The following is a 23,805-nucleotide window of genomic DNA, read 5'->3' as shown; positions in this document are numbered from 1 at the left end:
GCCTCCGCTTCCTTCAACACCCCGATGATCTGCTCTTCCGAAAACCTCAAACGCTTCATCTGTCCGTCCTTCCTTCAAGGCCGGACTCTAATCACTGTTGGAGGAAAATCAGGGGGTCACGTCAGCGACCAAAGACTATTGGGCCGCCGTCCGCGCCGAATGGGACCGCGTCGCCGCCACTAAGGGCGGCATCGCGATCCAGGAGGAAGCGCAGACCGGCACCGTGATCAGCGGCCGCCTGCTCGACATGGCGAACGAGATCCAGGACAAGACGCTGACCACCGAGAAAGCGATCGCCGAGGCGAAAAAGCTGATCGAGACGAACACCCGCAAGCTCTGACGACCTTCACCATGTGAAGCCCGCACCTCAAGGGGCGGCTCCGCAAGGAGCCGCCCCATTTTTCAATCTATCGATCGGTGCGCGTCAGGGCTGGTCCTTTCCCAACCACTGGATTGGGCTCACCCTTCGGGCAAAATCCATAGTCCGCCGGATTGAAGCGCTGGAATCGCGATGGCCAGCCGGGCAGACATTCGAAGCTGGCGGTGTCTTCGCCATCGACGATAGCCAATGACAAGCCATGAATTCGCGCTTCGCCGATCAGGCAATTGAGCTGTGCGCGCGGTGTATTCTCGAGATTGACGAACGCCGACCCTGCATGATCGGGAATGGCCAAGTCGACGGTGAACCTGTTGACTCCGCAATGCCTCACCAATTGTGGGCTGATAGGCCCATCTCCATCGCGGTAGCCCGGGGCCAGCATATAGTCGAAATTGTCGTCGGCGATCCGCAGATAGAGCGCTTTCGGTTCTTCCACGAGCCAAGTGTTGGCAATGGCAGCGCTCGCCAAGGCAAGCGCCGCCCCGCATGCCATGCCAATCAGCAACGAACGGCGCATGCCTATTTCCTCATCGCCGCGTCCGCGCTCCAGATGCCTGCGCCGCGCGTCGCGATGAACAGGAAGATGAAGCAGTAGAGCACGATCGGCTCGCCGCCGTTGACGATCGGGAAGGGGCTTTGCGGGCCGTGCGCGATCCAGTAACCGACCGCCGACATGCCGCTGGCGATGAAGGCTGCGGGGCGCGTGAACAGCCCGAGCACGATCAACCCGCCCGCAACCAGTTCGATCGTGCCCGCCGCCTGCAGCATCGGGTTGAGCGGCATCGGAAAGGCGACCGGGAAGTTGAAGAATTTCTGCACGCCATGCGCCAGGAACAACAGGCCCGCGACGATGCGCAGCAGCGCATAGGCCTGTTCGGTGAAGCCATCGAGAAATTTCATAGTCCACCCCCTCACTCGTTGAACGAGGGCGATGCTAGTGCAGCTTCGCGACCGGTCAAAGCGCCTTGTCGGAAACCGAGCGTTTCCGGTCCTCACATCGCTGCGCCGCGAAAAAATCGGCGCAACGACTCTTTTTTCGCCGGCCATGTCACACCCGCCGATCCTGTCTCGTCATGTCGGTACAACCCGAACAAGGAGATCGACGATGACCAAGGTGACCGACCCCTATGCCGCCGCCCCGCAGCTGATGAAGCAGTGGACGGCCTTTTCGATGGCGGCGCAGAACAGCCTCGAGCCGAGCCTGATCGAACTGGTGAAAATCCGTTCTTCGATCCTCAACGGCTGCGCCAACTGCATCAACATGCACAGCGTCGAAGCCCGCGCCAAGGGCGAGACCGAACAGCGCGTCTATCTGCTCGCCGCTTGGCGCGAAGCGCCCGTCTATACTGATCGCGAGCGCGCGGCGCTCGCCTGGACCGACGCCTTGACCACCGTCGCGCAAGGCCACACACAGAAGGCGATAAAGACCGAACTCGAAGCCCATTTCACCCCGGAGGAACAGGTGCACCTGACGCTGATGATCAATGTCATCAATGGCTGGAACCGCATCGCGGTCGGCTTCGACCTCTGGTACGAGATGCCCGCGGCCAAAGCCGCCTGATGACCATGCCGGGTTCGCACGAAGCAGCAGACGCGGCGGACAGTTTCGACCCGCTGCGTCCGCTGCTCACCCGTGTCGCCTACCGCATGCTCGGGTCGGTCGCCGATGCCGAGGATGTGGTGCAGGATGCTTTCCTCCGCTGGCTCGGCACCGATCGCGATGCGGTGCGCGAGCCTGCGGCCTTCCTCCGCCGCACCGTGACGCGGCTCTGCCTCGACCAGATCAAATCGGCGCGCAGCCAGCGCGAGACCTATGTCGGCCCCTGGCTTCCCGACCCGCTGGTCGAGGAGGAGGAAGAGGATGATGTCACCCTGCCGCTGATGCTCGCGCTCGAACGCCTGTCGCCGCTGGAGCGCGCCGCCTTCCTGCTCCACGACGTGTTCGGCGTCGAGTATGACGAGGTCGCCGGGACGATCGGCCGCGATCCCGCCGCGACGCGCCAACTCGCGGCACGCGCCCGCACCCATGTCCGCGACGCGCGCCCACGCTACAAGCTCGAGAAACAGCAGGGGCTAGAGATCGCCAACGCCTTCTTCGCCGCGTCGCGCAGCGGCGACATGGGCGCGCTCGGCGCGCTGCTTGCTGCCGATGTCGGCATGTGGGCCGACGGCGGCGGCAAACGCCCCGCCGCGATGGGTCCGGTGCTGGGTTTCGACACCGTGCTGAAACTGCATCGCAGCCTGGCGGTGCTGTTCGGCAAATATGGCTCGACGCTGGTCCACGCCGGCATGATCAACGGCCTGCCCGGCTTCGTCACCCGCGAGGCCGACGGCGAGTTCCAGACGACCGCGCTCGAGATTGCAGACGGCAAGGTCACCGCCATCTATGTCGTGCGCAACCCCGACAAGCTGCGCCATATGCATTGAGCGAATTGGGGCGCCGACCGAAGTCGGCGCCCCAACCCGCGACCCGTCCTATCCGCAGCAAGGCAACCCGCAGCATGCGCCGAGCGCGCAGCAGGCGGCAGCGAAGGCTGTCGGAGAGGCGGCAAAGGCGGTGCTGCTGATCGTTGCGGCACCGAGGGCGATAAGGCCGATAATCTTCTTCATTCTCTATTCTCCTGAAATTTGTGTTTCGTTTCAGCCGTCTGCCGGTCGCGGCGGCGGCAGGGGCGGCCGGATCCACCGTCCCTCGCCATGGAAGACGGCGGCCGAAAACAGGAGGAGCGAGTCTCGCGGTCGCGTCGCCGCCACATCGGGCGGGTGTGGGATCACTGCGGGCGCGCAGGCGACGCGGCAGGCTGGCCCGGCGATCGGGCAGCTGGCGTGCTTCTCGCCGCAACAGCCGCTGGCCGTGCCGGTCGCGGGGCACGCCGCGGCCGCCATGGCCGACCCGCTCGCAGCGATCGCTACCAGCAGCGCGACTAGGAGGGAACGGAACCGTGGCATGAAGGGATTACGTCCGCGCGTCGGCTCCGGTTACAACCGGTCCAATTTTCCGCTGTCCTATCTTATTTCACCGCGATAGCGTGGCGCCGATGACCCGCCGACAACATGCCTCGCTCGCTGTTTCACCGATGGCGATTGCAATGCGATTCCGGAGTGAATTTCTGCGCCTTCCCAATGCCTTTCATGCCGGTCGCGCGCCATGCTGACCGTCGAAACCCATGCCGCGACGCCCTGGCCCGACACGCTCGATTGGGAGGCGCGCGCCGCCGAAGCCGTCGCGGCCGCGCTCGCGCTGACCCCATATGCCGGTCTGACCGACGCCGCGCCGCTGGTCGAGGTCGCGGTGCGGCTGACCGACGATGCGGAGGTTCATCAGCTCAACCGCGACTTTCGCGGCAAGGACAAGCCGACCAATGTACTCTCCTTCCCGCAGGTGCAGGACGACCTGCTCGAAGGGCTGGCGAACAGCGACGCCAAAGAAGCCTTGGGGGGCGAAATCCTGCTCGGCGACATCGTGCTGGCGCGCGAAACCTGCGCGCGCGAGGCCGAAGAGAAGGGGATTTCGCTGGAGGATCATGCGACCCATCTGATCGTCCATGGCACGCTCCACCTCGTGGGTTACGACCATATGGACGATGCGAGCGCCAGCGCGATGGAGGCGCTCGAAGTGAAAGCGCTTGCATCGCTGGGCCTCGCCAATCCATATGCGGACGAGATTTAACAGGGAAACAATACGCATCATGCCCGACGACCAGGGATCTTCGACCCGATCGGAAGAGGACAGTAGAAGCGGCCTGTGGGCCGGCATCCGGACATTGCTGTTCGGGGGCGACAAGGAACCGTCGCTGCGCGAGCAGATCGAAGAGGTCATCGACGAGGCCGAGGAAGAAGGGCAGGAGCGGCGCGGCAGCAGCGTCGTCGGCGACCTGTCGCCGATCGAGCGCAAGATGCTGCGCAACCTCCTGCATTTCGGCGAGCAGACCGTCGATGACGTCGCGGTCCCGCGCGGCGAGATCATCGCGATCGGTGAAAGCGCGAGCTTCGAAGAGATCGTCGCGCTGTTCGCCGAGGCCGGGCACAGCCGCCTGCCGGTCTACCGCGAAAATCTCGACGAGGTCGTCGGCATGATCCACATCAAGGACGTCTTCGCCGTGCTGGCGGAGAAGCGCGCGCCGCCGCCGCTGATCGACCTGATCCGCCAGCCGCTTTATGTGCCGCAGTCGATGGGGGTCCTCGACCTGCTCGCCGACATGCGCGCGCAGCGCACCCACCTCGCCATCGTCATCGACGAATATTCGGGCACCGAAGGCCTCGTCACGATCGAGGATCTGGTCGAGGAAATCGTCGGCGAGATCGAGGACGAGCATGACGACGAGCCCGTCCTGCTCTTCACCCGCAGTGACAATGGTTGCTGGGACGCCGACGCGCGCGCCGAACTCGACGACATCGGCGAAGCGATCGACCCGCGGCTTGCCGAGGTCGAGGAGGATGTCGACACCCTCGGCGGCCTCTCCGCCGTGCTTGCGGGGCATGTGCCCGAGGTCGGCGAAATCCTGCTTCACCCGAGCGGCTGGCGCATCGAGGTGACCGAGGCCGACGAACGCCGCGTCCACCGCCTGCGGCTGCACCCGCCGGTCGTTGTCGAGCTCGAGGCCTCGTCCGAAACGGGGGACTAGCGCCGCTCAGTCCGGGCGGACGTTGACGACGTTATAGCGCAGCGCTTCTTCCATCGTCAGGCAGCGGCGTGTCGAGCGGTCGCCTTCGGTTGCGACCGCTTTCTGGCGGTACATGATGTCGGACAACAGGTCGCGCGACACGTCGAGGCGGATCAGCAGGTCATTGTCCTCGGTCGCCATCAGCGCCGCCTCGCGCTCGACGTCGCTGATCAGTTCGGTGGTCGATGCGGTGCCGAGCGCGACGCTCGACTGGATCACATTCTGGTCACCCGTCATCGTGAACATATGGACCATGAAATGGCCGCCGGGGTCGATCGTCCGCGCCCGCCCGCCCATGAAGACGAAGTTGCACGCGCTGAAACAGGTCCATCCCGACGGAATGCGGGTCACCATCTGCCGCTCTTTGCTGAACTTGCGGATCAACAGCCCCGCCGCATTGCCGGCCCGCGCATCGCCGCCGGGCGAACGGACCCAGATTTCGCTGATCGCCGGATTGTCGGTCAGCACCTTTTCCAGCCGCGCCGGCAGCCCGCTGTCGACCCGCCCTTCGGCGAGCAACACCGTCTCGCCGCTGCGCTTGAACGGGGTCAGCACCATCGTCTTGTAATCGGACCAACTGGGGCTCGCCGGACAGGTCGGGTTGTCGGGGTCCATGCCCGGCGGCGTCGCGCCGGTGCAGGCCAGCATCGCGGCGGTCAAAGTGACGGATTTGATCCAGCGGCGCATCGCCATCCCCGATTATGGCCGGCCCCCCGGGCGGCCGATCGCCGCATGCTAGGCGATCGGCGGCGCCAAAACAACATCGCGCCGGGCGCGCCCACGACGGGCTGTGACCCACGTCATTGGCCGGCCTTGCGGCGCGGCGCATTCGGGCGTAGCGCTGAAAAAGGGGGGGCTTTCGGACATGCAATTTATCTGGCGGCGAATATCGGTTTTCGCGGGCACCGGCGCATTGTTGCTTGCCAGCGGCGCCTTTGCTGCGGCGTGGCAGGGCGAACCGGCCGTCGATGCCGCTCAGGCGCCGCCGGCGGGCGAGGGCGATGCCGCCTATGTGCCGCCGCCCGCCGCCGAGCCGCCGTTACCCGCCCTGCCCGCACGGCCCGAACTCGACACCGCGAGCTATCCCGATTGCCGCGAGGATTATCAGAAGATCGCAGCGCCGTTCGACAAGGCGGCCGATATCAACCGCTGCACATTGGCGATCGACGCTTATTATAACCAGACCATGCTCCCCTATCGCGAGGCGATGATCGGCTATCAAAACCGGCTGTCGGCGCTCTATTCGGACAAGGTCGGCGGCCAGATGCGCTATTCGGCGCAGACCCAGGCCGATTTTTACAAGCGCATCATGGCCGAACATGCCGCGTCCGACCCCGAGGGCGCGAATCTCGCGGCCTATCGCGGCGTCGAAGCCCAATATCAGACCGATCGCGCCTATCTTGCTGACCGCTTCTGTTTCAACACCGGCTGCAACGGCTATCCCGTTCCGGCATCCGCCGCCGCGCCGGTGGTCGAACAGGTCGCCGAGGGCAAAAAGGAAGCGAGCGGCAAGAAGCGCGCCGATGCCGACGGCGGCAACAAGAAATGCAAGAAAGCGCGCAAGCGCGGCGGGGCGCTCGGTGGTCTGATCGGCAGCGTGGCGGGAAGCGCGGCCGGACTCGATGGCGTCGGCACCGCCATTTCGGGGCTGTTCGGCGCGGTGCTGGTCGGCGAAATCGCGTGTCAGCTCGACGAAAAGGAACAGAAGGTCGCCGCCGAGGCGACGATCGCGGTGACCAGGAAGGAAGAGGTCGGCGCCACCGCCGACTGGAAGAGCCCGACGCGCGAAGGCGTCTCGGGCTCGTCCACGATCACCGCGCTCAACACCGAACCCAATGGCAGCAAATGCCTCGCGATCACCGACATCGCGATCGTCGAGGGTGAGGAAACGCGGGTATCGAAACGCATGTGCCGCAAGAAGGCCGGCGAGCCGTACAGCATCATGGCCTGACGGCGGCGTTGCCTTTGCCGGTCGAGGCGATTAGCGGAGGCGGGATGGAAGTTTCCGATCTCCGCATCGCGCTGTTCAGCGGCAACTATAACATGACCGTCGACGGCGCGAACAAGGCGCTCAATCGGCTCGTCGGCTATCTGCTCAGCCGGGGCGCGGCGGTGCGGGTCTATTCGCCGACCGTTCCCCATCCCGATTTCGAACCGACCGGCGATCTCGTCAGCGTGCCCTCTTTCCCGATCCCCGGCCGATCCGAATATCGCATCCCCTTCCATTTTTCGAGCCGGGTGCGCGAGGATCTGACCGCGTTCGCGCCGAACGTCATGCATATCTCCAGCCCCGACCGCGTCTGCCGCCAGGCGGCGGCGTGGGCGCGCCGCCGCCGCTTGCCCGTCGCCTGTTCGGTGCACACCCGCTTCGAAACCTATTTCCGCTATTACAATCTGTCGTTCGTCGAACCGCTGATGGTCGCCTGGCTGCGCAAGCTCTATCGCAAATGCGATGCGCTGATCGCGCCGTCGGAAAGCTTTGCGCAGGTGCTGCGCGAACAGCGGATGAACTATGATATCGGCATCTGGACCCGCGGGGTCGAGCGCGACATCTTCAACCCCGAGCGTCGCGACATGGCCTGGCGGCAAGGGTTGGGCATCGCCGACGATGTCCCCGTCGTCGCCTTCCTCGGCCGGCTGGTGATGGAAAAGGGGCTCGACGTCTTTGCCGACGCGATCGACCAGTTGCAGCGCCGCGGCGTGGCGCACGAAGTGGTGGTGATCGGTGAGGGGCCCGCCGGCGAGTGGTTCGAATCGCGCCTTCCCGATGCAAAGTTCGTCGGCTTCCAGGGCGGCGAGGATCTCGCGCGGGCATTGGCCTCGTGCGACCTCTTCTTCAATCCCTCGGTCACCGAAACCTTCGGCAACGTGACGCTCGAAGCGATGGCGTGCGGGTTGCCCGTGGTGGCGGCGCGCGCGACGGGCAGCGCCAGCATCGTCAAGGACCGGGTCACCGGCTATCTGGTTTCGCCGGGGTCGATCACGGGCTTCGCCGACCATCTGCAACGCTATTGCCAGGACGATATGCTGCGCGGGGCGCATGGCGCGGCGGCGCTGGCCGAAAGCCATCACTATCAATGGGACGCGATCAACCAGACCGTCGCCGACACCTATGTGCGACTGATCCGGCAGAAACAGCGGCGAGGGTAGCGCGCGGTGGCGGGCGATCTGTTCGGTGACGATGTTCCGCCGCTGGCCGCCGGCGGTCCTCCGGGCGCCGCGCCGCTCGCGGAGCGGCTGCGCCCCAAAACGCTGTCCGACGTGGTCGGGCAGGAACATCTGACCGGCGCCGACGGGGCGATCGGGCGGATGGTCGCGGCCGGGCAATTGTCGTCGATCATCCTTTGGGGGCCGCCGGGCACCGGCAAGACGACGATCGCGCGGCTGCTCGCCGAGGCGGTGGGCCTGCGCTTCGCGCCGCTGTCGGCGGTATTCTCGGGCGTCGCCGATCTCAAACAGGTCTTCGCCGACGCCGAAAAAATGGCGGCGGCGGGCCAGCGCACCTTGTTGTTCGTGGACGAAATCCACCGCTTCAATCGCGCCCAGCAGGATGGTTTCCTGCCTTATGTCGAGCGTGGCACCGTCGTGCTGGTCGGCGCCACCACCGAAAACCCCAGCTTCGCGCTCAACGCCGCGCTGCTCAGCCGCGCGCAGGTGCTGGTGCTCCATCGCCTCGACCAGGGTGCGATGGCGACCTTGCTGACCCGTGCTGAGGCCGAGGTCGGCAAGCCGCTGCCGCTCACCGACGCGGCGCGTGAAGCGCTCACCGCCAGCGCCGATGGCGACGGCCGCTTCCTGCTCAATCAGGTCGAGACTTTGTTTGCGGCGGGCATCGCCGAACCGCTCGACCCGGCGGCGCTGGCGCAGCTGCTCCACCGCCGCATGCCCGTCTATGACAAGGACCGCGACGGCCATTACAACCTCATCTCGGCGCTGCACAAGGCGCTGCGCGGGTCGGACCCGCAGGCGGCGCTCTATTATATGGCGCGCATGCTCGTCGCGGGCGAAGAGCCGCTCTATGTGCTGCGCCGCCTCGTGCGGTTCGCGAGCGAGGATGTCGGCCTCGCCGATCCGCAGGCGCTGGTGCAATGCCTCGCCGCCAAGGACGCATACCAGTTCCTCGGCTCGCCTGAGGGCGAACTCGCGATCGTCCAGGCGTGCCTCTATCTCGCCACCGCGCCCAAATCGAACGCGGCTTATGCCGCACAAAAGGCCGCCTTTGCCTCGGCGCGCGACACCGGCAGCCTCGCGCCGCCCGCGAACATCCTCAACGCCCCGACCAAGCTGATGAAGGAGCTGGGTTACGGCGCGGGCTATGAATATGACCATGATGCGGAGGGCGGCTTTTCGGGTGCCGATTATTGGCCCGAGGAAATGGGGCCGCAGACCTATTACCGACCGACCGATCGCGGTTTCGAAAAGCGCATCGCCGAGCGGCTGGCGTGGTGGGACGAACAGAGGAAGGCGCGGGGGTAGCGGGGCCGCTTCGATGTGGGAGCCGGACGGCGCCGATCCTCCCCGGAACGGGGAGGGAGACCATCGAAGATGGTGGAGGGGTAGATGCGGTCTACCTCATCGGCTCGTCCGCTTCAGAAAAGGCTTTCCTAAAAAACCTCGCCATGATCTACCCTGCCGGATGACCGCGTCGCTTGTCTCGCAAAGCTTCCCCCCGAGGTCCGGCCCCCATTCCCGCCTTAAAGCGACAAAGGAGACATTCCGGATGCGTCCGTCCGTATCCTTTGTCGCCTTAAGCCATGCTTGCCACTGCCACCGCTTCGCCTTAGCCCTTTCAGCATTGGGTCGCGCCACGTTCGGGAACCAATCATGTCACTGACCCTCGCGCTTGCCGCGCTCACGACTCCCGCCATCTCCTGCCCGAACGGCAGCATCGACAGTGAATGTTCGCGCGACGAGGTGGAGCAGGTCGTCGTCCGCGCCGAACCGAAACGCCACTGAGAGGCAGAGTCCGCATGACACCGAAATTCGACAGCTGGGACGATGTCATTGCTTTTGCCTGCGCCTTGCCTGACGTCGAGATGCTGTCTTTCTATGGCACCCCCTGTCCCAAGCTCAACGGCAAGGCGCTTGCCTCGCCGGGGCGCGAGGCGGGCAGTTTTGCGGTGATGTGTAAACCCGACGAGAAGGAAATTCTGCTTGAAACCGATCCCGACACGTTCTGGCAGCCCCGCATTATGAAGGCTGGCACGCGCTGCTTGTCCGCTTCGGGTCGGACGATCCCGAACGCGTCGCCAATGTTCTCCGCCGCGCCTGGTGGGACCGCGCCAAAAAGCCGCAGCGCATCGCCTTTGGCGAACGGCCTTAAGATGCTGCGCTGGTTCGCTCCCGCGCTGGCCTTCGCCGCGCTGCCGGCGCATGCCGCCGACCCCCATGCCGAAATCGATCGCGCCTGGGCGGCGGGCTATCGCGCCGCTTTCACCTGCTCGTCGCTGTGGAACGGCGCGGGCAAGTCCTTGGACGCCATCGAACGCGACGAGCTCACCGGCATCTATCCCGAGATCGAGGCCGATGTCCGCGCGCTCAAGGCCGATGTCGACGACAAGGCGAAGCGCGTCAGCGTGCGATACCGCGACGATATGCCGCCGCGCATCGCCGAATGGGACAGCCGCGAGGGATGCGTGACGCTACCGATCGGTGCCGCGCCGCGTGAGCGCAGCGACTATCGTCCGGGCCGGTCGAAGCTCGACGACAAGGCTTGGCCGCTGGGCGATGCCAGTGCGCGCGCGCCGATGCCGCGTGCGCCCACGCGATACGAGCTGGCGGTGATGGACGGCGCTGCGTTCGGCGGCCGCACCAGCGCGCTACTGATCGTCAAGAACGGCAAGATCGCGGTCGAGCAATATCAGGACGGCCACGATGTCCACACCGCCCAGCGGACCTTTTCGGTCGCCAAGTCGATGGCCGCGACGCTGATCGGCAATGCGGTGCTCGACGGCGCGATCGACCCGACAAAGCCCGCGCTGATCGCCGACTGGCAGGCGCCCGGCGACCCGCGCGCCGCGATCACCACCGAGCAATTGATGCGCATGGCGAGCGGGCTGACCAGCGACACGGCGGGCAATCGCAGCGATGCCATCTATATGGGCGGCGCATCGGTGCGCCAGTGGACGGTACAATGGCCGCTGCTGAACGCGCCGGGCAGCGTCTATCGCTATGCCAACAACGACACCCTGCTCGCGGTACAGTCGCTGAAGGCGGCGCGGCAGAAAGCGCTCGACGCGCGCAACGCCAAATCGGCGATGATCCGGTCCGGCCTCGCGCTCGACCCGGTCGATTTCTTCGACCATCTCGGCATGACGCGCACCTTCGTCGAGCACGACACGGACGGCGATTTCATCCTGTCGAGCCAGGTGTGGACCAGCGCGCGCGACCTCGCGCGGCTGGGCCTGCTCTATCAGGACGACGGGATGTGGCAGGGACGTCGACTGCTCCCCGAAAACTGGCGCCGTTTCGTCACCACACCCAGCGGGCCGCAACCGGCAGGACCGTTCGGCTATGGCGCCGGCTTCTGGCTGCTCAACAAGTCCGAGGGCATTCCCGCCGACGCATTCGGCGCCTTCGGCAATCGCGGCCAATATGTAATCGTCATCCCGTCGCGAAAGCTGGTGATCGTCCGCCAGGGCTATGACGACGACAAGAACCGGCTCGACATTGCGAAACTGGTCGCGGCGGTCGTCGCCGCCGACAAGCCCTAGCCCGGATAGCGCTCGAACGTCGGCAGGTCGCCCAGCGTCTCCATCCAGCCGATGCGCTCGGCGGTCTGGATCTGCACTTGTGCGGGGATCAGGTCGGGGTCGTCGAGCGTCGCCGACTGGACGTCGATCTGGCCCGGGAACACCGCTTCGCTGGTGTAGAAAAGCCCGGTGCCGCATGTCCCGCAGAAATGGCGGCGGCCGTGATCGGAGGAGGCATAGATTTTCGGGGTTCCGGTGACTTCCAGCTCGTCCTGCCTGACCAGCGCCCAGCCGACGAGCGGCGCCCCGGCATGGCGGCGGCAATCCTGGCAATGGCACAGGGCATGGTGGACGACGGTGGTCGGCATCGAATAGCGGATCGCGCCGCAATGGCATTGGCCGGTGGCGCGGTCGGGGGTGTCGCTCATCTTTCTCTCCTTGGGAAGGGAGTGGAGAACATAACATAAACATGGCTCAGGCAAAGCCCGAATATGGTGCCGCAGATGGTTTTGGAGCCAACGGGTCCCGGGCGATCATCCTACGGGAATATGGGCGCATTTACCGGATGTTTACTTTGTCTGGTCACTAATCTGCAGCATTCAATCAAGGGGGGCTGCTTTGAAAAAGACTTTTTCCGACATGTTGATCGCCGTTGTCGCGTTCATCGCGTTCAGCGTTGCGACCACCACGCCCGCGCACGCCTATCTGGACGGCGCGACCGTCAGCATGGCGTTGCAAGCGCTGACCGGCGCGGTCGCCAGCATATTGCTGTTCGGCAAAATATATTGGACGAAACTCAAGAGCGTTTTCAAACGCCAGCAGGACTGACCCCATGAAATTCGATGCCGGTTCATTCCGCGACCCGTCGGGCCGCGTGCTTCGTCACGACAATCGCGTCCTGCGCGCCGTCTTTGATGCGGGAGCGACACAGTTTCGCGCGGCGAAAGACAGCGGCGTGCTGGACGAAATGATCGCCCAAGGATGGCTCCTTCCGGCCGACACGCCCGCCAGCGAAGGGTTGGACGACCTGGCGCCGGGAGCGGTGCACTGGCTCGAACACCCGGTACTCGATTTCGTCTCCTATCCGTATGAGTGGTGCTTTTCGGCGCTAAAGGCGGCGGCGGTCCATCATCTGGACTTTCACATCGCCTTGCTGGGCCGGGGCTTCACCCTGTCCGACGCGACCGCCTATAATATCCAGTTCCGCGGCACGAAGCCGGTCTTTATCGACCATCTTTCGATCATCGCCTATGAAGAAGGATCGGCCTGGGCCGGGCAGCGCCAGTTCGGTATGCAGTTTCTGAACCCGCTCTACCTCTGGGCGAAAAAGGGGATCGCGCCCCACGCCTGGTATCGCGGATCGATGGAAGGCATCGAACCCGAAGAATTGGTCAAGCTGCTGGGGCTGAAGGACCGTTTGTCCTTCACCGTCATGGCGCATATCGTCGGCCCCGCCGCCTTTGCCCGCACGCGTGTGGCCGAAGGGCTGGAGGCGAAACCGCATCGCGCGGCGCATTTGCCCAAACATCGCCTGATTGCCATGCTGACCAGCCTGCGCGACTATATCGCCGGACTGTCGCTTCCGGGCGAAAAGACCGTCTGGGACGATTACGCCGCCAACAACAGCTATGATGAAGCGCGTCGCACGGCGAAGCATGGCTTCGTCGCCGAAGCGGTCCGCCAGGCCGCGCCCGCCATGCTGTTCGACATCGGCTGCAACAGCGGCGAATTCAGCCGGACTGCGCTCGACGCGGGCGCCAGGAACGTCGTCGGGTTCGATTTCGACTTCGGCGCGCTCGAGCGGGCCTTCGCCCAATTCGACCAGGCGAACGCGCCGGTCTTGCCGCTGTGGCTCGACGCGACCAATCCGAGTCCGAGTCAGGGTTGGGCCGGCGCCGAGCGAAAGAGCATGCAGGACCGGGCGAACGCCGACATGGTGCTCGCGCTTGCGGTCATTCACCATCTGGCCATCGCCAAGAATATTCCGCTCGACATGGCGGTGGACTGGCTGATGGGGCTTGCGCCGTCGGGGGTCATCGAATTCCCGTCGAAATCCGACCCGATGGTGCAGCAATTGCTGCGCCACCGGCCCGACATCTTCCCTCATTACACCGAAGACGCCTTTCTCCAGCATGTGAGCGCGCGCGGCAAAATCGTGCGCCAGGACCGCATCGGTGAGGGAGGGCGCCTGATCATCGCCTACGACCGGCGCGGCTGACCCGATGATCTCGCTGACCAACCGGATGGCGCGATACCCGATCGCGGGAATCGCCGTTGCCCTGATCGCGGCCATCGCCTTCTGGGGCGGCAACCAGCTTCGGCTGGGTTTCGAGAGTGTCTGGCCGACCATGGTCGGGGTCGTCGCCATTGCCGCGATCGTTACCGCCGTCCTGCGCATGATCTGCGGCGACTGGCAGCGTGCCGGTATTGCGGCGGGCATGGCGGCCTTCTATTTTTTCTATGTCCCCAGGTTGCTGGCGCTGCTGCCCGTTTCCTTTGCCGTCGCCGCGATGCTGCATGTCGTGGCGATCGGGGCGCTGATCCTCCTTTTCCGGTCGTTGCCGGCGGAACCGCAAAAGTTCGGCGACGTCGCGGGCCGCATCAACCTGTTGTGCGCCTTGCTGTTGGCGCTGAACGCCGGCCCGCTGGCCGTCCAGCAATTGCGCCTCGAGCCGCCCCGTGCCGCCGCGCGCGACAGCCTCGGCGAACTCGACGGCAAGGCCGCCGCCGACAGCCCGGACGTCTGGCACATCCTGTTCGATCGCTATGCCGCCAGCGACATATTGAAATCGCGCTACGGGTACGACAACCAGCCTTTCGTTGACGCGCTCCGCGCACGAGGCTTCGTCGTTTCGGATCGCGCCTATTCCAATTATCAGCGCACGAGTCATTCGGTCGCCTCGACGATGAACGGCGCGCTTCTCGACCCGATGGCCAAAGCCATGACCGGCGATCAGGGCGACTGGGTGCCGATTTATCGCGCGGCGCGCGACGGGGCGGTCCTTCGGCGGTTCAACGCATTGGGGTACCGCACCATTTTTGCCGGAAGCTGGTGGGAGCCGACGCGCGTCAGCAACACGGCGCAGGACACGATCAGCATCCGTGCCGCGCCGCAACTCGCCCGGCTCATCATCGACCAGTCGGCGGCGGGGTTCTGGCTGGGCGGTCTCGCGATGCCCTATCTCGACGGGCGCGGCGATCAGTGCCACCGGGCGAATGAGAAGTTCCGGATGCTGCGCGAACTCGCCGGCAATCGCGAGCGCAAACAGGTGTTTGCCCATTTTCTGGTTCCCCACCCGCCGTTCGTCTTGAACGCCGACGGGAGCTGCCGTGATCTGGAGACCGCGCAAAAGGCGTCGCGGACGGACAATTACATCCATCAGGTCCGGTTCGCCAACCGGGAGGCGTTGGAGCTCGTCGATGCGATATTGGCGGGTCCGCGACCGGCGGTCATCGTCATCCACAGCGACGAAGGGCCGTGGCCTGCTCCTTATGTCGGCGATGAACACGGGCTTGGCACCGACCCGGTGCCGGTGCCGTGGAGCGAATTGAGCCGCGATCAACTTCGCGAAAAAATGGGCATTCTGCTGGCCGTTCGCGATCCGTCGGGGAAACCGCCCGTCACCATGCCGGCGTCTCCGGTCCAGATATATCCGGCCATTCTTCGCGATCATTTCGGATCGCGCCAGCCGCTGCCACCTTCGCGGCACTATATGTTCGGGGACGACAGCGCGCTCTACCGGTTCGAAGAGGTCAGCGGGCGGCTTGGCATCGACTAACCGGGTATCGACGGCGCCATTATCTCTCCATTAACCCTGTTATGCCACTGAAGCAGGGCGGAGATGAGGGGAGAAAATCCCCCGGGCGCAGAGGAAATATCAGCATTTTCGGTGGGGATTCATGCGGTTCAACCTACGCGCCATTCCACCAGAGATCATCATCGCCGCCGGGACGCTGGCGATCATGGCTCTATTCTCGCTGCTTTTCGCCTTGCCGATCGTCGCGCCGTCGGGCGACCGCGCGGCATTCGTCGGTGTCCATTTTCTCTATCCGCTCGTCGGTGTGGCGCTGCTCGGGGCGGTCACCTTCATCGCCGGCAAGCGCGAAACGGCGCTGAGTTTTCTCATCGCGCTGCCCTGCTACGTCGTCATCCTGTTCGCGCATTTCAATTTGAAGCTGTGGATACCGCACATCAATCCGGTGATGTTCGACGAATATTATTGGGCTACCGACCAGTTTTTTCGGCCGGTGGTCGATGCGTGCATCTATATCCGCCAATATGTCTTCGGCTTCATCTCCTATAATGCCAATTTCTACATGATCTCGTTCATGGCGCTGTTCTACACCAGCTTCCTGTATCACGCGATCAAGACGCCGGCGGTTTTCCGGACGCTGGCTGTCGCGGTCCTGCTGTTGCAGGCGACAGGGGCGCTGGCCTATCTGATCGCCCCCGCGATCGGGCCGTTCATCTATGAAACGGGGGTCGAACCCAGCATCACCATCGGTCAGTTGCGTATGCTGGAATTCTATCACAATTCGCTGGCCGGCGGACCGGCGTGGCTCGCCGAGCATGGCGGCGCCAGTTTCACCATCGGGCTGGCGGCGATGCCGTCGCTGCACGCCGCCGGGGCCTTCCTGTTCTTTCTGTTCGCCTGGAAGCACGGGCGGATCCTGTTGCCGCTCTATTCGCTGATCCTCGTCTTCATTCTGGTCACGTCGATCGCGAGCCGCTGGCACTATGTCGTCGACGTACCCGTGGGCATCGCGCTGGCGTGGGCCTGTTTGCGGATCGCCGAGCGGATCACCGGCAAGGCCAGGGATACGATCGCCGCAGACCCGGCCGTCGCCGCGCTGCCCGCCGCCGCCTGAGGCTTCCCGTCGCTCGTCGTTCAGTCGCCGAGATCGACCTGGTGGGCCTTGGCCCAATCGGCATATTGGACGCGCGGCGTCGCGCTGGGCTGCGCAAGAATCGCCGGAATGTCGCGGCGCAGCGCCGACAGATCGAGTGAGCGGATCATCGCCTTGACCGGCCCGACCCCAGCCGGGGTGATCGACAGTCGTTCGATGCCGATACCGAGCAGCGCCATCGCCTCGAGCGGTCGTCCGCCCATCTCGCCGCACACGCCCAGCGTGACCTTCGATCCCGCGACGGTTTTCACGACGCGCGACAGGTAACGCATCACCGTCGGTGACAGCCAGTCATAACGCTCCGCCAGCCGCGGATGCGCCCGGTCTGCGGCGAACAGGAATTGCGTGAGGTCGTTGGTGCCGATCGACAGGAAGTCGAGGTGCGGCAGCATCAGGTCGAGCGTCTCCAGCAGGCCCGGCACCTCGAGCATCGCGCCATAACGGATCGCGACGGGCAATTTCTTGTTGTGGCTCGCCAGCCAGGCGCGCTGGCCGACGAACAATGTGCGCGCCGCTTCATATTCCCACGGTTCGGACACCATCGGGAACATGACGTTGAGCGTCCGCCCCGCCGCCGCTTCCATCAGCGCCCGCGCTTGCACTTTGAGCAATCCGTCGCGTTCGAGCGCGAGGCGCAGCGCACGCCAGCCCATCGCGGGATTTTCCTCGAGCACCGTGTCGGTGTTCATATAGGGCAACGCCTTGTCGCCCCCGATATCGACGGTGCGAAAGATCACCGGCCGATCGCCCGCCGCATCGAGTACGTCGCGGTACAATCGCTGCTGGCGCTCACGCGACGGCAAAGTCGCCGATACCAGGAACTGGAACTCGGTTCTGAACAGCCCGATGCCGCGCGCACCGGTCAGATCGAGCGCCGCGATATCCTCGCGCAGACCGGCATTGATCATCAGCTCGATCGGCACGCCGTCTTTGGTCACCGCCGGCAGATCGCGCAGCGCCGCCAGATTGGCGCGGCGCTTCTGCGAAACCTCGAGCTTGGCGTCGAAGGCGTCGTCGATCGACGGGGTCGGCCGCACATGGAGCGAACCGTCGGCGGCATCGAGAAGGAGCATATCGCCCTCGCGGATGACGCTGCGCACATCGCGCACGCGCCCCATCACCGGCACCCCCATCGCGCGCGCGACGATGATGACGTGCGCGGTCAGCGATCCTTCCTCGAGCACCACGCCCTTCAGGCGGCGGCGGTCATATTCGAGCAGTTCGGCGGGGCCGAGGTTGCGCGCAATCAGGATTGAATCGTGGCGCAAACCCATTTGCGCGGCGGTGCCGAGCTGGCCAGAGACGATACGGATCAGGCGATTGGAGAGATCCTCCAGATCGTGCATCCGGTCGCGCAGCAACGGGTCGTCGATCTGACGCATCCGCATCCGGGTGCGCTGCTGTACGCGTTCGATGGCAGCCTCGGCGGTCAGCCCGCTGTCGATCGCCTCGTTGATCCGGCGCGACCAGCCTTCGTCATAGGCGAACATCTTGTACATCTCGAGCACTTCGTCATGCTCGCCGCCGACCCCGAATTCGGCCTGGCTGGCCATGCGGTCGATCTGTTCGCGCATCTTGTCGAAGGCCGCGTAAACCCTGTGGCGCTCGGCTTCGGTGTCCTCGGCGACGGTATGCTCGATGACGACGCGCGGTTGGTGGAAGACCGCGACGCCGCGGCCCATGCCGTCGACCAGCTTCTGGCCGCTCAGCCGCGCGCTCGACTGGTCGGCCTCGGCGGCGTCGATGCGCGCGGTGGTGTCGACCAGATCGGCGTTGGCGATCAGTTCGGACAACACCATCGCGACGGTCTGCAGCGTCTCGATTTCGATATCGTCATAGCGGCGCGGCTCGGCATGCTGGACGCACAGCACGCCGACCGCGCGTTCGCGGCGGATGATCGGCACCCCGGCGAAGCTGTGGAACAATTCTTCGCCGGTTTCGGGGCGATAGGAGAAGTCGGGATGCGCCGCCGCTTCGTCGAGGTTCAGCGTCTCGATCTGCTCGGCGATCGTGCCCACCAGCCCTTCGCCCAGGCCGAGACGCGTGACATGCACCGCCTCCTGTTTCAACCCGCGCGTCGCATAAAGTTCGAGCGCGCCTTCGCGCAGCAGATAGATCGAACAGACCTCGCTATCGAGGCACTCGCCGATGATGCCGACGACCTGGTTCAGCTTGGCCTGCGCATGGGTGCGCGCGGCCATCACCTCGTGCAGCCGCGTCAGGATCGTGCGCGCCGACTGGGCGGCGGTCGAGGGCGGAGGCGGGGCGTTTGTCATGTCCCGACCGTGCTAACAGAAGCCGCGCCCCGACGCCAAGGGCGCGCGTGCAATATTTCCTAGCTGCCCGGATTGGTCGCCGGCGTCGTGGTCGGGGCATAGAGGACGCTGGGGTTCGTCGTCAGCGGTGCGGGGGCGCTCATAATCGGCGGCGGCGGTGCATATTTCGCGTCCCACGCCATCACGTCGAGTTGATATTTGGCATAGGCTTCGTAAAAATCGACGAACGGCTGGTCGAGCCGGGCAAGATGCCCCGGCGCCTGCGCGACGACATCTGCGGCGGGCGTGGTCGACACGATCTGCGCAATTTCGTTGGCGCGGGCGCAGAAGGCGGCCTGCGCGGGGGGCTGGGCGAAATAGTTGAACAATTGGGTCGACAGGCGGTCGCGTTCCTTGATGCCGTTCGTCTTGTTTGCCTTGGCCAGATCGGAGATCACGGTCTTCTCGGTCGCCTTGATCGCCTTGCCGTGCGTCTTGATGATGTTGTTGTACGCCGACACCATCGTCGCTTCCTCAAGCCCGCGACAGCCGATCGCCGCGACATTCAGCGCGATCTTCATCTGCCAGAAAGCGCGATCGCCGGTGACGTTGCTGTTGGCGGTGACGAAGCGTCCGTCGATCGCGCGGCCCGGCAGAATCTGGGTCAGGGAGGCGTTGCCGGGCGGCAGCGGGCGCGGCGGCACGATGATCACCGGCGGCGGCGGCGGCGGGGGAGGCGGCGGGGGAGGCGGCGGCGGCTTGGTGCAGCCCGCAATGCTCGCGAGCAGGCCGACGACGATGATTTTCCGCAACAATTTCATGCTCCACTCCCCAGCCGCATAAGAATGCGGCATCAACCCCGTGCGTGCAAGGCCGCTTCGGCCTGTTGCACCAGTGACACGATAATGTCCCCCACCGACTCTTCGGAGGTTACCATGCCGACCGATTGCCCTGCCATTAACGAGCCATTTTCGACGTCGCCGTCGATCACCGCGCGGCGCAGCGCGCCCGCCCAATAATGTTCGATCTGAAGCTGTGCCTCCATCATGTCGACGGCGCCGCCATCGAGCAGGTTCGCGACTTCGCGCTGCTTGGCGGTAAATTCCTCGGTCCCGGCATTCTTCAGCGCGCGGACGGGGATCACCGGCAGGCGCGGGTCGATCTGGACGCTGGCCACGGCGTCGCGCGCCGAAGCGCGGATAAAGGCCTTTTTGAAATTGGGATGCGCGATGCTCTCGGTCGCGCAGACGAAGCGGGTGCCGAGTTGGACCCCCGATGCGCCCATTTCCAGGTAGCCGGCGATCGCCTCGCCGCGGCCGATACCACCCGCAACGAACACCGGTACTTCATCGGCGAGCGTCGGCAGGATTTCCTGTGCGAGGACACTCGTCGATACCGGGCCGATGTGGCCGCCGGCCTCCATGCCCTCGATCACCAGCGCGTCGACCCCCGAGCGGATCAGTTTCTTGCCCATCGCCAGCGTCGGCGCAAAGCAGATCACCTTGGCGCCCGAGGCCTTGATCGCCTCAAGGCTGCCCTTGGGCGGCAGGCCGCCGGCGAGGACGACATGGCCGACATCATGCTTGGCGCAAATGTCGATCAGGTCGAACAATTGCGGGTGCATGGTGATCAGGTTGACCCCGAACGGCCTGGTCGCCAACGCCTTGGTTGCGGCGATTTCGGTGTCGAGCAATTCGGGTGTCATGGCGCCACAGGCAATGACGCCGAAACCGCCCGCATTGCTGATCGCGCTGACCAGGTTTCGTTCGGAAACCCAGCTCATCGCACCGCATAAAATCGCGTATTCGCTGCCCAGAAGGGCGGTTCCGCGCGCCATCAGATCGTTAATTTTTGTCATCGCCCATGCCTTTGCCAGCACTGGGACTCGCGCGCAATCCCTAGCGTATTGCGCGCGCAAAACACGCCAATCGGCATCATCTCGCTTGGGCGCGCGAACCGAACCTTTCGGCGCAGAAAGCAAATCAATCATTGTCAACTAAATTACTTGGCATATGCTGATGGGCGAATCGTTCAGGGAAAGGGAAACAATGTCCGCTTCGTCCAACCAGGCATCTGGCAATCAAGAGGGGACATCGCGGGCCGTGCAAACGGTCCTCGACGCCCTCGAAAAGCTGCGCTTCGGCGCCATTCAGCTCACCGTTCACGAAGGCAAGCTGGTGCAGGTCGATGTGACCGAGCGCCACCGCTACCCGAACTAGACCCGCTCCCAAATGGGGCTTGCCTTGCCCCGATCAAAACTGCCGCAGACCGGACGACCGGATGTGGCAATTTTCGTGCATCATCAAAGCAACAGGAAATTGCCATGACCTCCAAATACCCGTCCGTTCGTCGCCGCGCGCCGGCTTCGCTACTCACACTCTCCTTCATTCTCGCGCTCGGAACCACGCCCGCCGCCGCCGCCGAAGAAGCATCGACCGCCCATGCCGGGGACGGCACCGCCGTCGCGGTGGCCGCCGCCGCAACCGCCAATACGGCCGATGCCGCCGCCCAGCTCGACGACGATGTCAGCCGTGGCGACATCATCATCGTCACTGCCCGTCGCCGCCAGGAAACCGCCCAGGAAGTACCGGTGGCGATCTCCGTGATCCGCGGCGATTCGATCGAGGCCACCGGCAATTTCAACGTCGTGAAGCTTCAGCAGCTCGCGCCGACGCTGCAGGTCTACACCTCGAACCCGCGCAACACGTCGGTCAACATCCGCGGCCTCGGCGTTCCGTTCGGGCTGACCAGCGACGGGTTCGAACAGGGTGTCGGCATCTATGTCGACGACGTCTATAATTCGCGCGTCGCCGCCGCGACCTTCGACTTCCTCGACGTCGACCAGGTCGAGGTGCTGCGCGGACTGCAGGGCACGCTCTATGGCAAGAACACGACCGCCGGGGCGATCAACATCACCACCAACCAGCCGACCTTCGATTTCGAGGGCCGGGCCGAGGTCACCGTCGGCAATCTCAACTACCGTCAGGCAAAAGCCGCTGTGTCCGGCCCGCTGACCGATAAGATCGCCGCGCGCATCGCGATCGCGGCGACCAGCCGGCGCGGCACGCTGTTCAACACCCGCACCGACCGGTGGATCAACGAACAGGACAATCTGGGCCTTCGCGGCCAGCTGCTCTTCCAGCCCAATGACGATCTGTCGATCACGCTGGCCGGCGATTACAGCAAGCAGGATCCCGAATGCTGCGGCACGGCCTTTGTCCGCGTCGGCACGACGCAGCGGGCGCTCACCCGCCAATATGATGCGATCATCGCGCGGCTTCAGGCTGCCAACCCGAACTACAATTACATCGTGCCGAGCCGCAACGTCTATGATCGCCTGACCGACATCGACGCCAGCCTGAACGCCGGCAACAAGATCGGCGGCGCTTCGCTGCGCGTCAAATGGGACGTTGGTCCCGGCACCTTCACCTCGATCACCGCCTGGCGCTTCTGGGACTGGCAGCCCGAGAACGATCGCGACTTTACCGGCGCCTCGGTCGTCTCCAAGTCGCAGAATCCGTCGCAGCAGGACCAGTACAGCCAGGAATTCCGATACAATTACGAAGGCGACAAGCTCGACTTCGTCGCCGGGCTGTTCGGTTTCAAGCAGCGGATCGACACCCAGGGCACCGAGCAGCAGGGGATCGACGCGACACGCTTCAGCCTGGCGCCGTCGAACGATCCGAACAATGTCTACAACCGCCCCGAGGTGCTGAACGGCCTGACAGCCACCAACACCCAATATCTGAAGGCGGACAGCGCGGCATTCTATGGCCAGCTGAGCTACAAGGTGACGCCCGAGCTGACGATCCAGCCGGGCATTCGCGTCAATTATGACAAGAAAGACGGTTTCTACCAGCGCGTGGTGACCACCGGCGCGGGGCAGGTGATCACCAGCTGCGCCCCGACGGCGACCGCTGGCAATGCCGTGCTGACGGCGCAGTGCGGGGTTTATCAGCCGCAGCTCACCCAGCCTTCGGTCAGCGACTGGAACTTCAGCTATGATCTGAACGTGAACTACAAGGTTGCGCCGGACGTGCTGGCCTATGCGACCTATGCCAAGAGCTTCAAGACGGTCGGCATCAACCAGAATGGCCTGCCGCTCGACACCAACAACCAGCCGGTGCTCAGCGCCAGCACGGTGCTGCCCGAATCGGTCAATCATTTCGAGGTCGGCCTGAAGACCCAATTCTTCGATCGCCGGGCGACCTTCAACCTCACCGCCTTCCGCACCGAGATCAAGAATTTCCAGGCCACGGTGAACGGCGGTCAGTTCGGGACGGTGCGCGGTTATCTCGCCAATGCCGAAAAGGTCGTGTCGCAGGGCATCGAGGCGGACTTCAAGATCCGGACCAGCGACCGCTTCACCGCTTATGCCAACGGCGCCTTTACCGACGCCAAATACAAGAAGTTCACCAGCGCGCCGTGCCCGCCCGAACTGTCGGGCGGCACCTTCCAGCCGTCCGGCGCTACGCCCGACTATTCGCAGCCCGGCGTCCCCGGGGCGCTCAGCCCGCGGCAGTGCGACATCTCCGGTGCGCGTCTGCCGGGCGTGTCGAAATATGCCTTCTCCTATGGCGCCGAGACCAATGTTCCGGTCACGCTGCTGGCGAAGGACGGGCAGATCTATTTCGGCGTCGACGGCAATTACCGTTCGCATTGGAATTCGAACGCCTCGCCGTCGATCTACACCGATGTGAAGGGCTATGCGCTGACCAACTTCCGTGTCGGTTTCCGCGGCGACGGCATCGATATCTTCGGCTGGGTCCGCAATGCTTTCGACGTGAATTATATCGACCTGCTGCAGGTCGCGCCGGGCAACACCGGACTGATCGCGGGCGCTGCAGGCGATCCCAGGACCTGGGGCGGGACGGTCAAGGTCAGCTTTTGACCCCGCACCGGATTGC

At 64.6% G+C, this 23,805-nt stretch carries 23 protein-coding genes; 16 read left to right on the top strand and 7 right to left on the bottom strand.

Going from position 1 to position 23,805, the window contains the following annotated elements; genetic code table 11:
• Positions 1-97: 97 nt before the first annotated feature.
• A complete protein-coding gene (locus tag ACREB7_RS03105; RefSeq protein ID WP_431590823.1) occupies positions 98-340 on the top strand; it encodes a DUF6607 family protein in 243 nt (80 codons plus the stop codon).
• A 67-nt stretch (positions 341-407) separates the two neighbouring features.
• Here the strand turns inward: ACREB7_RS03105 and ACREB7_RS03100 are convergent, their stop codons facing one another.
• Positions 408-896 (bottom strand): hypothetical protein, encoded by a 489-nt coding sequence (locus ACREB7_RS03100; RefSeq protein ID WP_431590822.1) that lies wholly within the window; start codon positions 894-896, stop codon positions 408-410.
• A gap of 2 nt (positions 897-898) precedes the next feature.
• Complete coding sequence (locus ACREB7_RS03095; RefSeq protein WP_431590821.1) at positions 899-1,279, bottom strand: DoxX family protein; 381 nt, start codon at positions 1,277-1,279, stop codon at positions 899-901.
• A gap of 205 nt (positions 1,280-1,484) precedes the next feature.
• Between ACREB7_RS03095 and ACREB7_RS03090 the strand changes: the two genes are divergently transcribed.
• From ACREB7_RS03090 to ACREB7_RS03075, 4 genes are all read left to right on the top strand, one after another.
• Positions 1,485-1,940 carry a carboxymuconolactone decarboxylase family protein gene (locus ACREB7_RS03090; protein ID WP_431590820.1) on the top strand — a complete coding sequence of 152 codons (456 nt, stop codon included), beginning with the start codon at positions 1,485-1,487 and terminating at the stop codon, positions 1,938-1,940.
• Positions 1,940-2,806 (top strand): sigma-70 family RNA polymerase sigma factor, encoded by an 867-nt coding sequence (locus tag ACREB7_RS03085; RefSeq protein ID WP_431590819.1) that lies wholly within the window; start codon positions 1,940-1,942, stop codon positions 2,804-2,806. The genes ACREB7_RS03090 and ACREB7_RS03085 overlap by 1 nt, the downstream gene beginning before the upstream one ends.
• A 721-nt stretch (positions 2,807-3,527) precedes the next feature.
• Entirely contained in the window at positions 3,528-4,049 is a 522-nt protein-coding gene (ybeY, locus tag ACREB7_RS03080; RefSeq protein WP_431590818.1) for an rRNA maturation RNase YbeY, read from the top strand.
• 19 nt (positions 4,050-4,068) lie between these two features.
• Complete coding sequence (locus ACREB7_RS03075) at positions 4,069-5,004, top strand: hemolysin family protein (RefSeq protein WP_431590817.1); 936 nt, start codon at positions 4,069-4,071, stop codon at positions 5,002-5,004.
• 6 nt (positions 5,005-5,010) lie between these two features.
• On the opposite strand, the gene ACREB7_RS03070 is transcribed toward ACREB7_RS03075, so the two are convergent.
• Positions 5,011-5,730: a hypothetical protein gene (locus tag ACREB7_RS03070; RefSeq protein WP_431590816.1), complete on the bottom strand. Its 720-nt coding sequence runs from the start codon at positions 5,728-5,730 to the stop codon at positions 5,011-5,013.
• A gap of 178 nt (positions 5,731-5,908) precedes the next feature.
• On the opposite strand from ACREB7_RS03070, the gene ACREB7_RS03065 reads away from it, so the two are divergent.
• The 5 genes from ACREB7_RS03065 to ACREB7_RS03045 all read left to right on the top strand — a co-directional run bounded on the left by ACREB7_RS03065 (position 5,909) and on the right by ACREB7_RS03045 (position 11,756).
• Complete coding sequence (locus tag ACREB7_RS03065; protein WP_431590815.1) at positions 5,909-6,994, top strand: hypothetical protein; 1,086 nt, start codon at positions 5,909-5,911, stop codon at positions 6,992-6,994.
• A gap of 44 nt (positions 6,995-7,038) precedes the next feature.
• Positions 7,039-8,193, top strand: coding sequence for a glycosyltransferase family 4 protein (locus tag ACREB7_RS03060; RefSeq protein ID WP_431590814.1), 1,155 nt, complete (start codon positions 7,039-7,041; stop codon positions 8,191-8,193).
• A 6-nt stretch (positions 8,194-8,199) separates the two neighbouring features.
• Positions 8,200-9,519, top strand: a complete 1,320-nt coding sequence (locus tag ACREB7_RS03055; RefSeq protein ID WP_431590813.1) for a replication-associated recombination protein A — start codon at positions 8,200-8,202, stop codon at positions 9,517-9,519.
• A gap of 348 nt (positions 9,520-9,867) precedes the next feature.
• Entirely contained in the window at positions 9,868-9,999 is a 132-nt protein-coding gene (locus tag ACREB7_RS03050; protein ID WP_431590812.1) for a hypothetical protein, read from the top strand.
• Positions 10,000-10,013: 14 nt separating this feature from the next.
• Entirely contained in the window at positions 10,014-11,756 is a 1,743-nt protein-coding gene (locus ACREB7_RS03045; RefSeq protein ID WP_431590811.1) for a serine hydrolase, read from the top strand.
• Here the strand turns inward: ACREB7_RS03045 and ACREB7_RS03040 are convergent.
• Positions 11,753-12,163, bottom strand: coding sequence for a GFA family protein (locus ACREB7_RS03040; protein WP_431590810.1), 411 nt, complete (start codon positions 12,161-12,163; stop codon positions 11,753-11,755). The two genes, ACREB7_RS03045 and ACREB7_RS03040, sit on opposite strands and share 4 nt — an antisense overlap.
• A 190-nt stretch (positions 12,164-12,353) precedes the next feature.
• On the opposite strand from ACREB7_RS03040, the gene ACREB7_RS03035 reads away from it, so the two are divergent.
• The 4 genes from ACREB7_RS03035 (at position 12,354) to ACREB7_RS03020 (ending at position 16,604) form a co-directional block, all read left to right on the top strand.
• Complete coding sequence (locus tag ACREB7_RS03035) at positions 12,354-12,563, top strand: hypothetical protein (protein WP_431590809.1); 210 nt, start codon at positions 12,354-12,356, stop codon at positions 12,561-12,563.
• Positions 12,564-12,567: 4 nt separating this feature from the next.
• A complete protein-coding gene (locus tag ACREB7_RS03030) occupies positions 12,568-13,953 on the top strand; it encodes a class I SAM-dependent methyltransferase (RefSeq protein WP_431590808.1) in 1,386 nt (461 codons plus the stop codon).
• 4 nt (positions 13,954-13,957) lie between these two features.
• Entirely contained in the window at positions 13,958-15,514 is a 1,557-nt protein-coding gene (locus ACREB7_RS03025) for a sulfatase-like hydrolase/transferase (protein WP_431590807.1), read from the top strand.
• Positions 15,515-15,635: 121 nt separating this feature from the next.
• A complete protein-coding gene (locus ACREB7_RS03020; protein WP_431590806.1) occupies positions 15,636-16,604 on the top strand; it encodes a phosphatase PAP2 family protein in 969 nt (322 codons plus the stop codon).
• Between the two features lie 20 nt (positions 16,605-16,624).
• Here ACREB7_RS03020 and ptsP read toward each other — a convergent pair whose 3' ends face one another.
• The 3 genes from ptsP to ACREB7_RS03005 are packed head-to-tail and all read right to left on the bottom strand — an operon-like array spanning position 16,625 to position 20,756.
• A complete protein-coding gene (ptsP, locus tag ACREB7_RS03015) occupies positions 16,625-18,919 on the bottom strand; it encodes a phosphoenolpyruvate--protein phosphotransferase (protein WP_431590805.1) in 2,295 nt (764 codons plus the stop codon).
• Positions 18,920-18,978: 59 nt separating this feature from the next.
• Positions 18,979-19,719: a hypothetical protein gene (locus tag ACREB7_RS03010; protein ID WP_431590804.1), complete on the bottom strand. Its 741-nt coding sequence runs from the start codon at positions 19,717-19,719 to the stop codon at positions 18,979-18,981.
• Positions 19,720-19,751: 32 nt separating this feature from the next.
• Positions 19,752-20,756, bottom strand: a complete 1,005-nt coding sequence (locus ACREB7_RS03005) for an NAD(P)H-dependent flavin oxidoreductase (protein ID WP_431590803.1) — start codon at positions 20,754-20,756, stop codon at positions 19,752-19,754.
• 244 nt (positions 20,757-21,000) lie between these two features.
• Here ACREB7_RS03005 and ACREB7_RS03000 point away from each other — a divergent pair, with 244 nt between their 5' ends.
• Together ACREB7_RS03000 and ACREB7_RS02995 are read left to right on the top strand one after the other, a co-directional pair.
• Positions 21,001-21,117, top strand: a complete 117-nt coding sequence (locus ACREB7_RS03000; protein WP_431590802.1) for a YezD family protein — start codon at positions 21,001-21,003, stop codon at positions 21,115-21,117.
• 104 nt (positions 21,118-21,221) lie between these two features.
• Entirely contained in the window at positions 21,222-23,789 is a 2,568-nt protein-coding gene (locus ACREB7_RS02995; RefSeq protein WP_431590801.1) for a TonB-dependent receptor, read from the top strand.
• Positions 23,790-23,805 lie beyond the last annotated feature (16 nt).

This window comes from Sphingopyxis sp., assembly GCF_050725615.1.
In the GTDB taxonomy this organism is placed as follows: domain Bacteria; phylum Pseudomonadota; class Alphaproteobacteria; order Sphingomonadales; family Sphingomonadaceae; genus Sphingopyxis.
The sequence above is the reverse complement of the archived record's forward strand: the minus strand, read 5'-3'. Positions and strand labels throughout refer to the sequence as shown.

What these genes read in the sequence shown, in the direction of transcription:
- ACREB7_RS03100 (WP_431590822.1), bottom strand. Translation starts at nt 896, where the DNA reads ATGCGCCGTTCGTTGCTGATTGGCATGGCATGCGGGGCGGCGCTTGCC.
- ACREB7_RS03095 (WP_431590821.1), bottom strand. Translation starts at nt 1,279, where the DNA reads ATGAAATTTCTCGATGGCTTCACCGAACAGGCCTATGCGCTGCTGCGC.
- ACREB7_RS03090 (WP_431590820.1), top strand. Translation starts at nt 1,485, where the DNA reads ATGACCAAGGTGACCGACCCCTATGCCGCCGCCCCGCAGCTGATGAAG.
- ACREB7_RS03085 (WP_431590819.1), top strand. Translation starts at nt 1,940, where the DNA reads ATGACCATGCCGGGTTCGCACGAAGCAGCAGACGCGGCGGACAGTTTC.
- ybeY (WP_431590818.1), top strand. Translation starts at nt 3,528, where the DNA reads ATGCTGACCGTCGAAACCCATGCCGCGACGCCCTGGCCCGACACGCTC.
- ACREB7_RS03075 (WP_431590817.1), top strand. Translation starts at nt 4,069, where the DNA reads ATGCCCGACGACCAGGGATCTTCGACCCGATCGGAAGAGGACAGTAGA.
- ACREB7_RS03070 (WP_431590816.1), bottom strand. Translation starts at nt 5,730, where the DNA reads ATGCGCCGCTGGATCAAATCCGTCACTTTGACCGCCGCGATGCTGGCC.
- ACREB7_RS03065 (WP_431590815.1), top strand. Translation starts at nt 5,909, where the DNA reads ATGCAATTTATCTGGCGGCGAATATCGGTTTTCGCGGGCACCGGCGCA.
- ACREB7_RS03060 (WP_431590814.1), top strand. Translation starts at nt 7,039, where the DNA reads ATGGAAGTTTCCGATCTCCGCATCGCGCTGTTCAGCGGCAACTATAAC.
- ACREB7_RS03050 (WP_431590812.1), top strand. Translation starts at nt 9,868, where the DNA reads ATGTCACTGACCCTCGCGCTTGCCGCGCTCACGACTCCCGCCATCTCC.
- ACREB7_RS03045 (WP_431590811.1), top strand. Translation starts at nt 10,014, where the DNA reads ATGACACCGAAATTCGACAGCTGGGACGATGTCATTGCTTTTGCCTGC.
- ACREB7_RS03040 (WP_431590810.1), bottom strand. Translation starts at nt 12,163, where the DNA reads ATGAGCGACACCCCCGACCGCGCCACCGGCCAATGCCATTGCGGCGCG.
- ACREB7_RS03030 (WP_431590808.1), top strand. Translation starts at nt 12,568, where the DNA reads ATGAAATTCGATGCCGGTTCATTCCGCGACCCGTCGGGCCGCGTGCTT.
- ACREB7_RS03025 (WP_431590807.1), top strand. Translation starts at nt 13,958, where the DNA reads ATGATCTCGCTGACCAACCGGATGGCGCGATACCCGATCGCGGGAATC.
- ACREB7_RS03020 (WP_431590806.1), top strand. Translation starts at nt 15,636, where the DNA reads ATGCGGTTCAACCTACGCGCCATTCCACCAGAGATCATCATCGCCGCC.
- ptsP (WP_431590805.1), bottom strand. Translation starts at nt 18,919, where the DNA reads ATGACAAACGCCCCGCCTCCGCCCTCGACCGCCGCCCAGTCGGCGCGC.
- ACREB7_RS03010 (WP_431590804.1), bottom strand. Translation starts at nt 19,719, where the DNA reads ATGAAATTGTTGCGGAAAATCATCGTCGTCGGCCTGCTCGCGAGCATT.
- ACREB7_RS03005 (WP_431590803.1), bottom strand. Translation starts at nt 20,756, where the DNA reads ATGACAAAAATTAACGATCTGATGGCGCGCGGAACCGCCCTTCTGGGC.
- ACREB7_RS02995 (WP_431590801.1), top strand. Translation starts at nt 21,222, where the DNA reads ATGACCTCCAAATACCCGTCCGTTCGTCGCCGCGCGCCGGCTTCGCTA.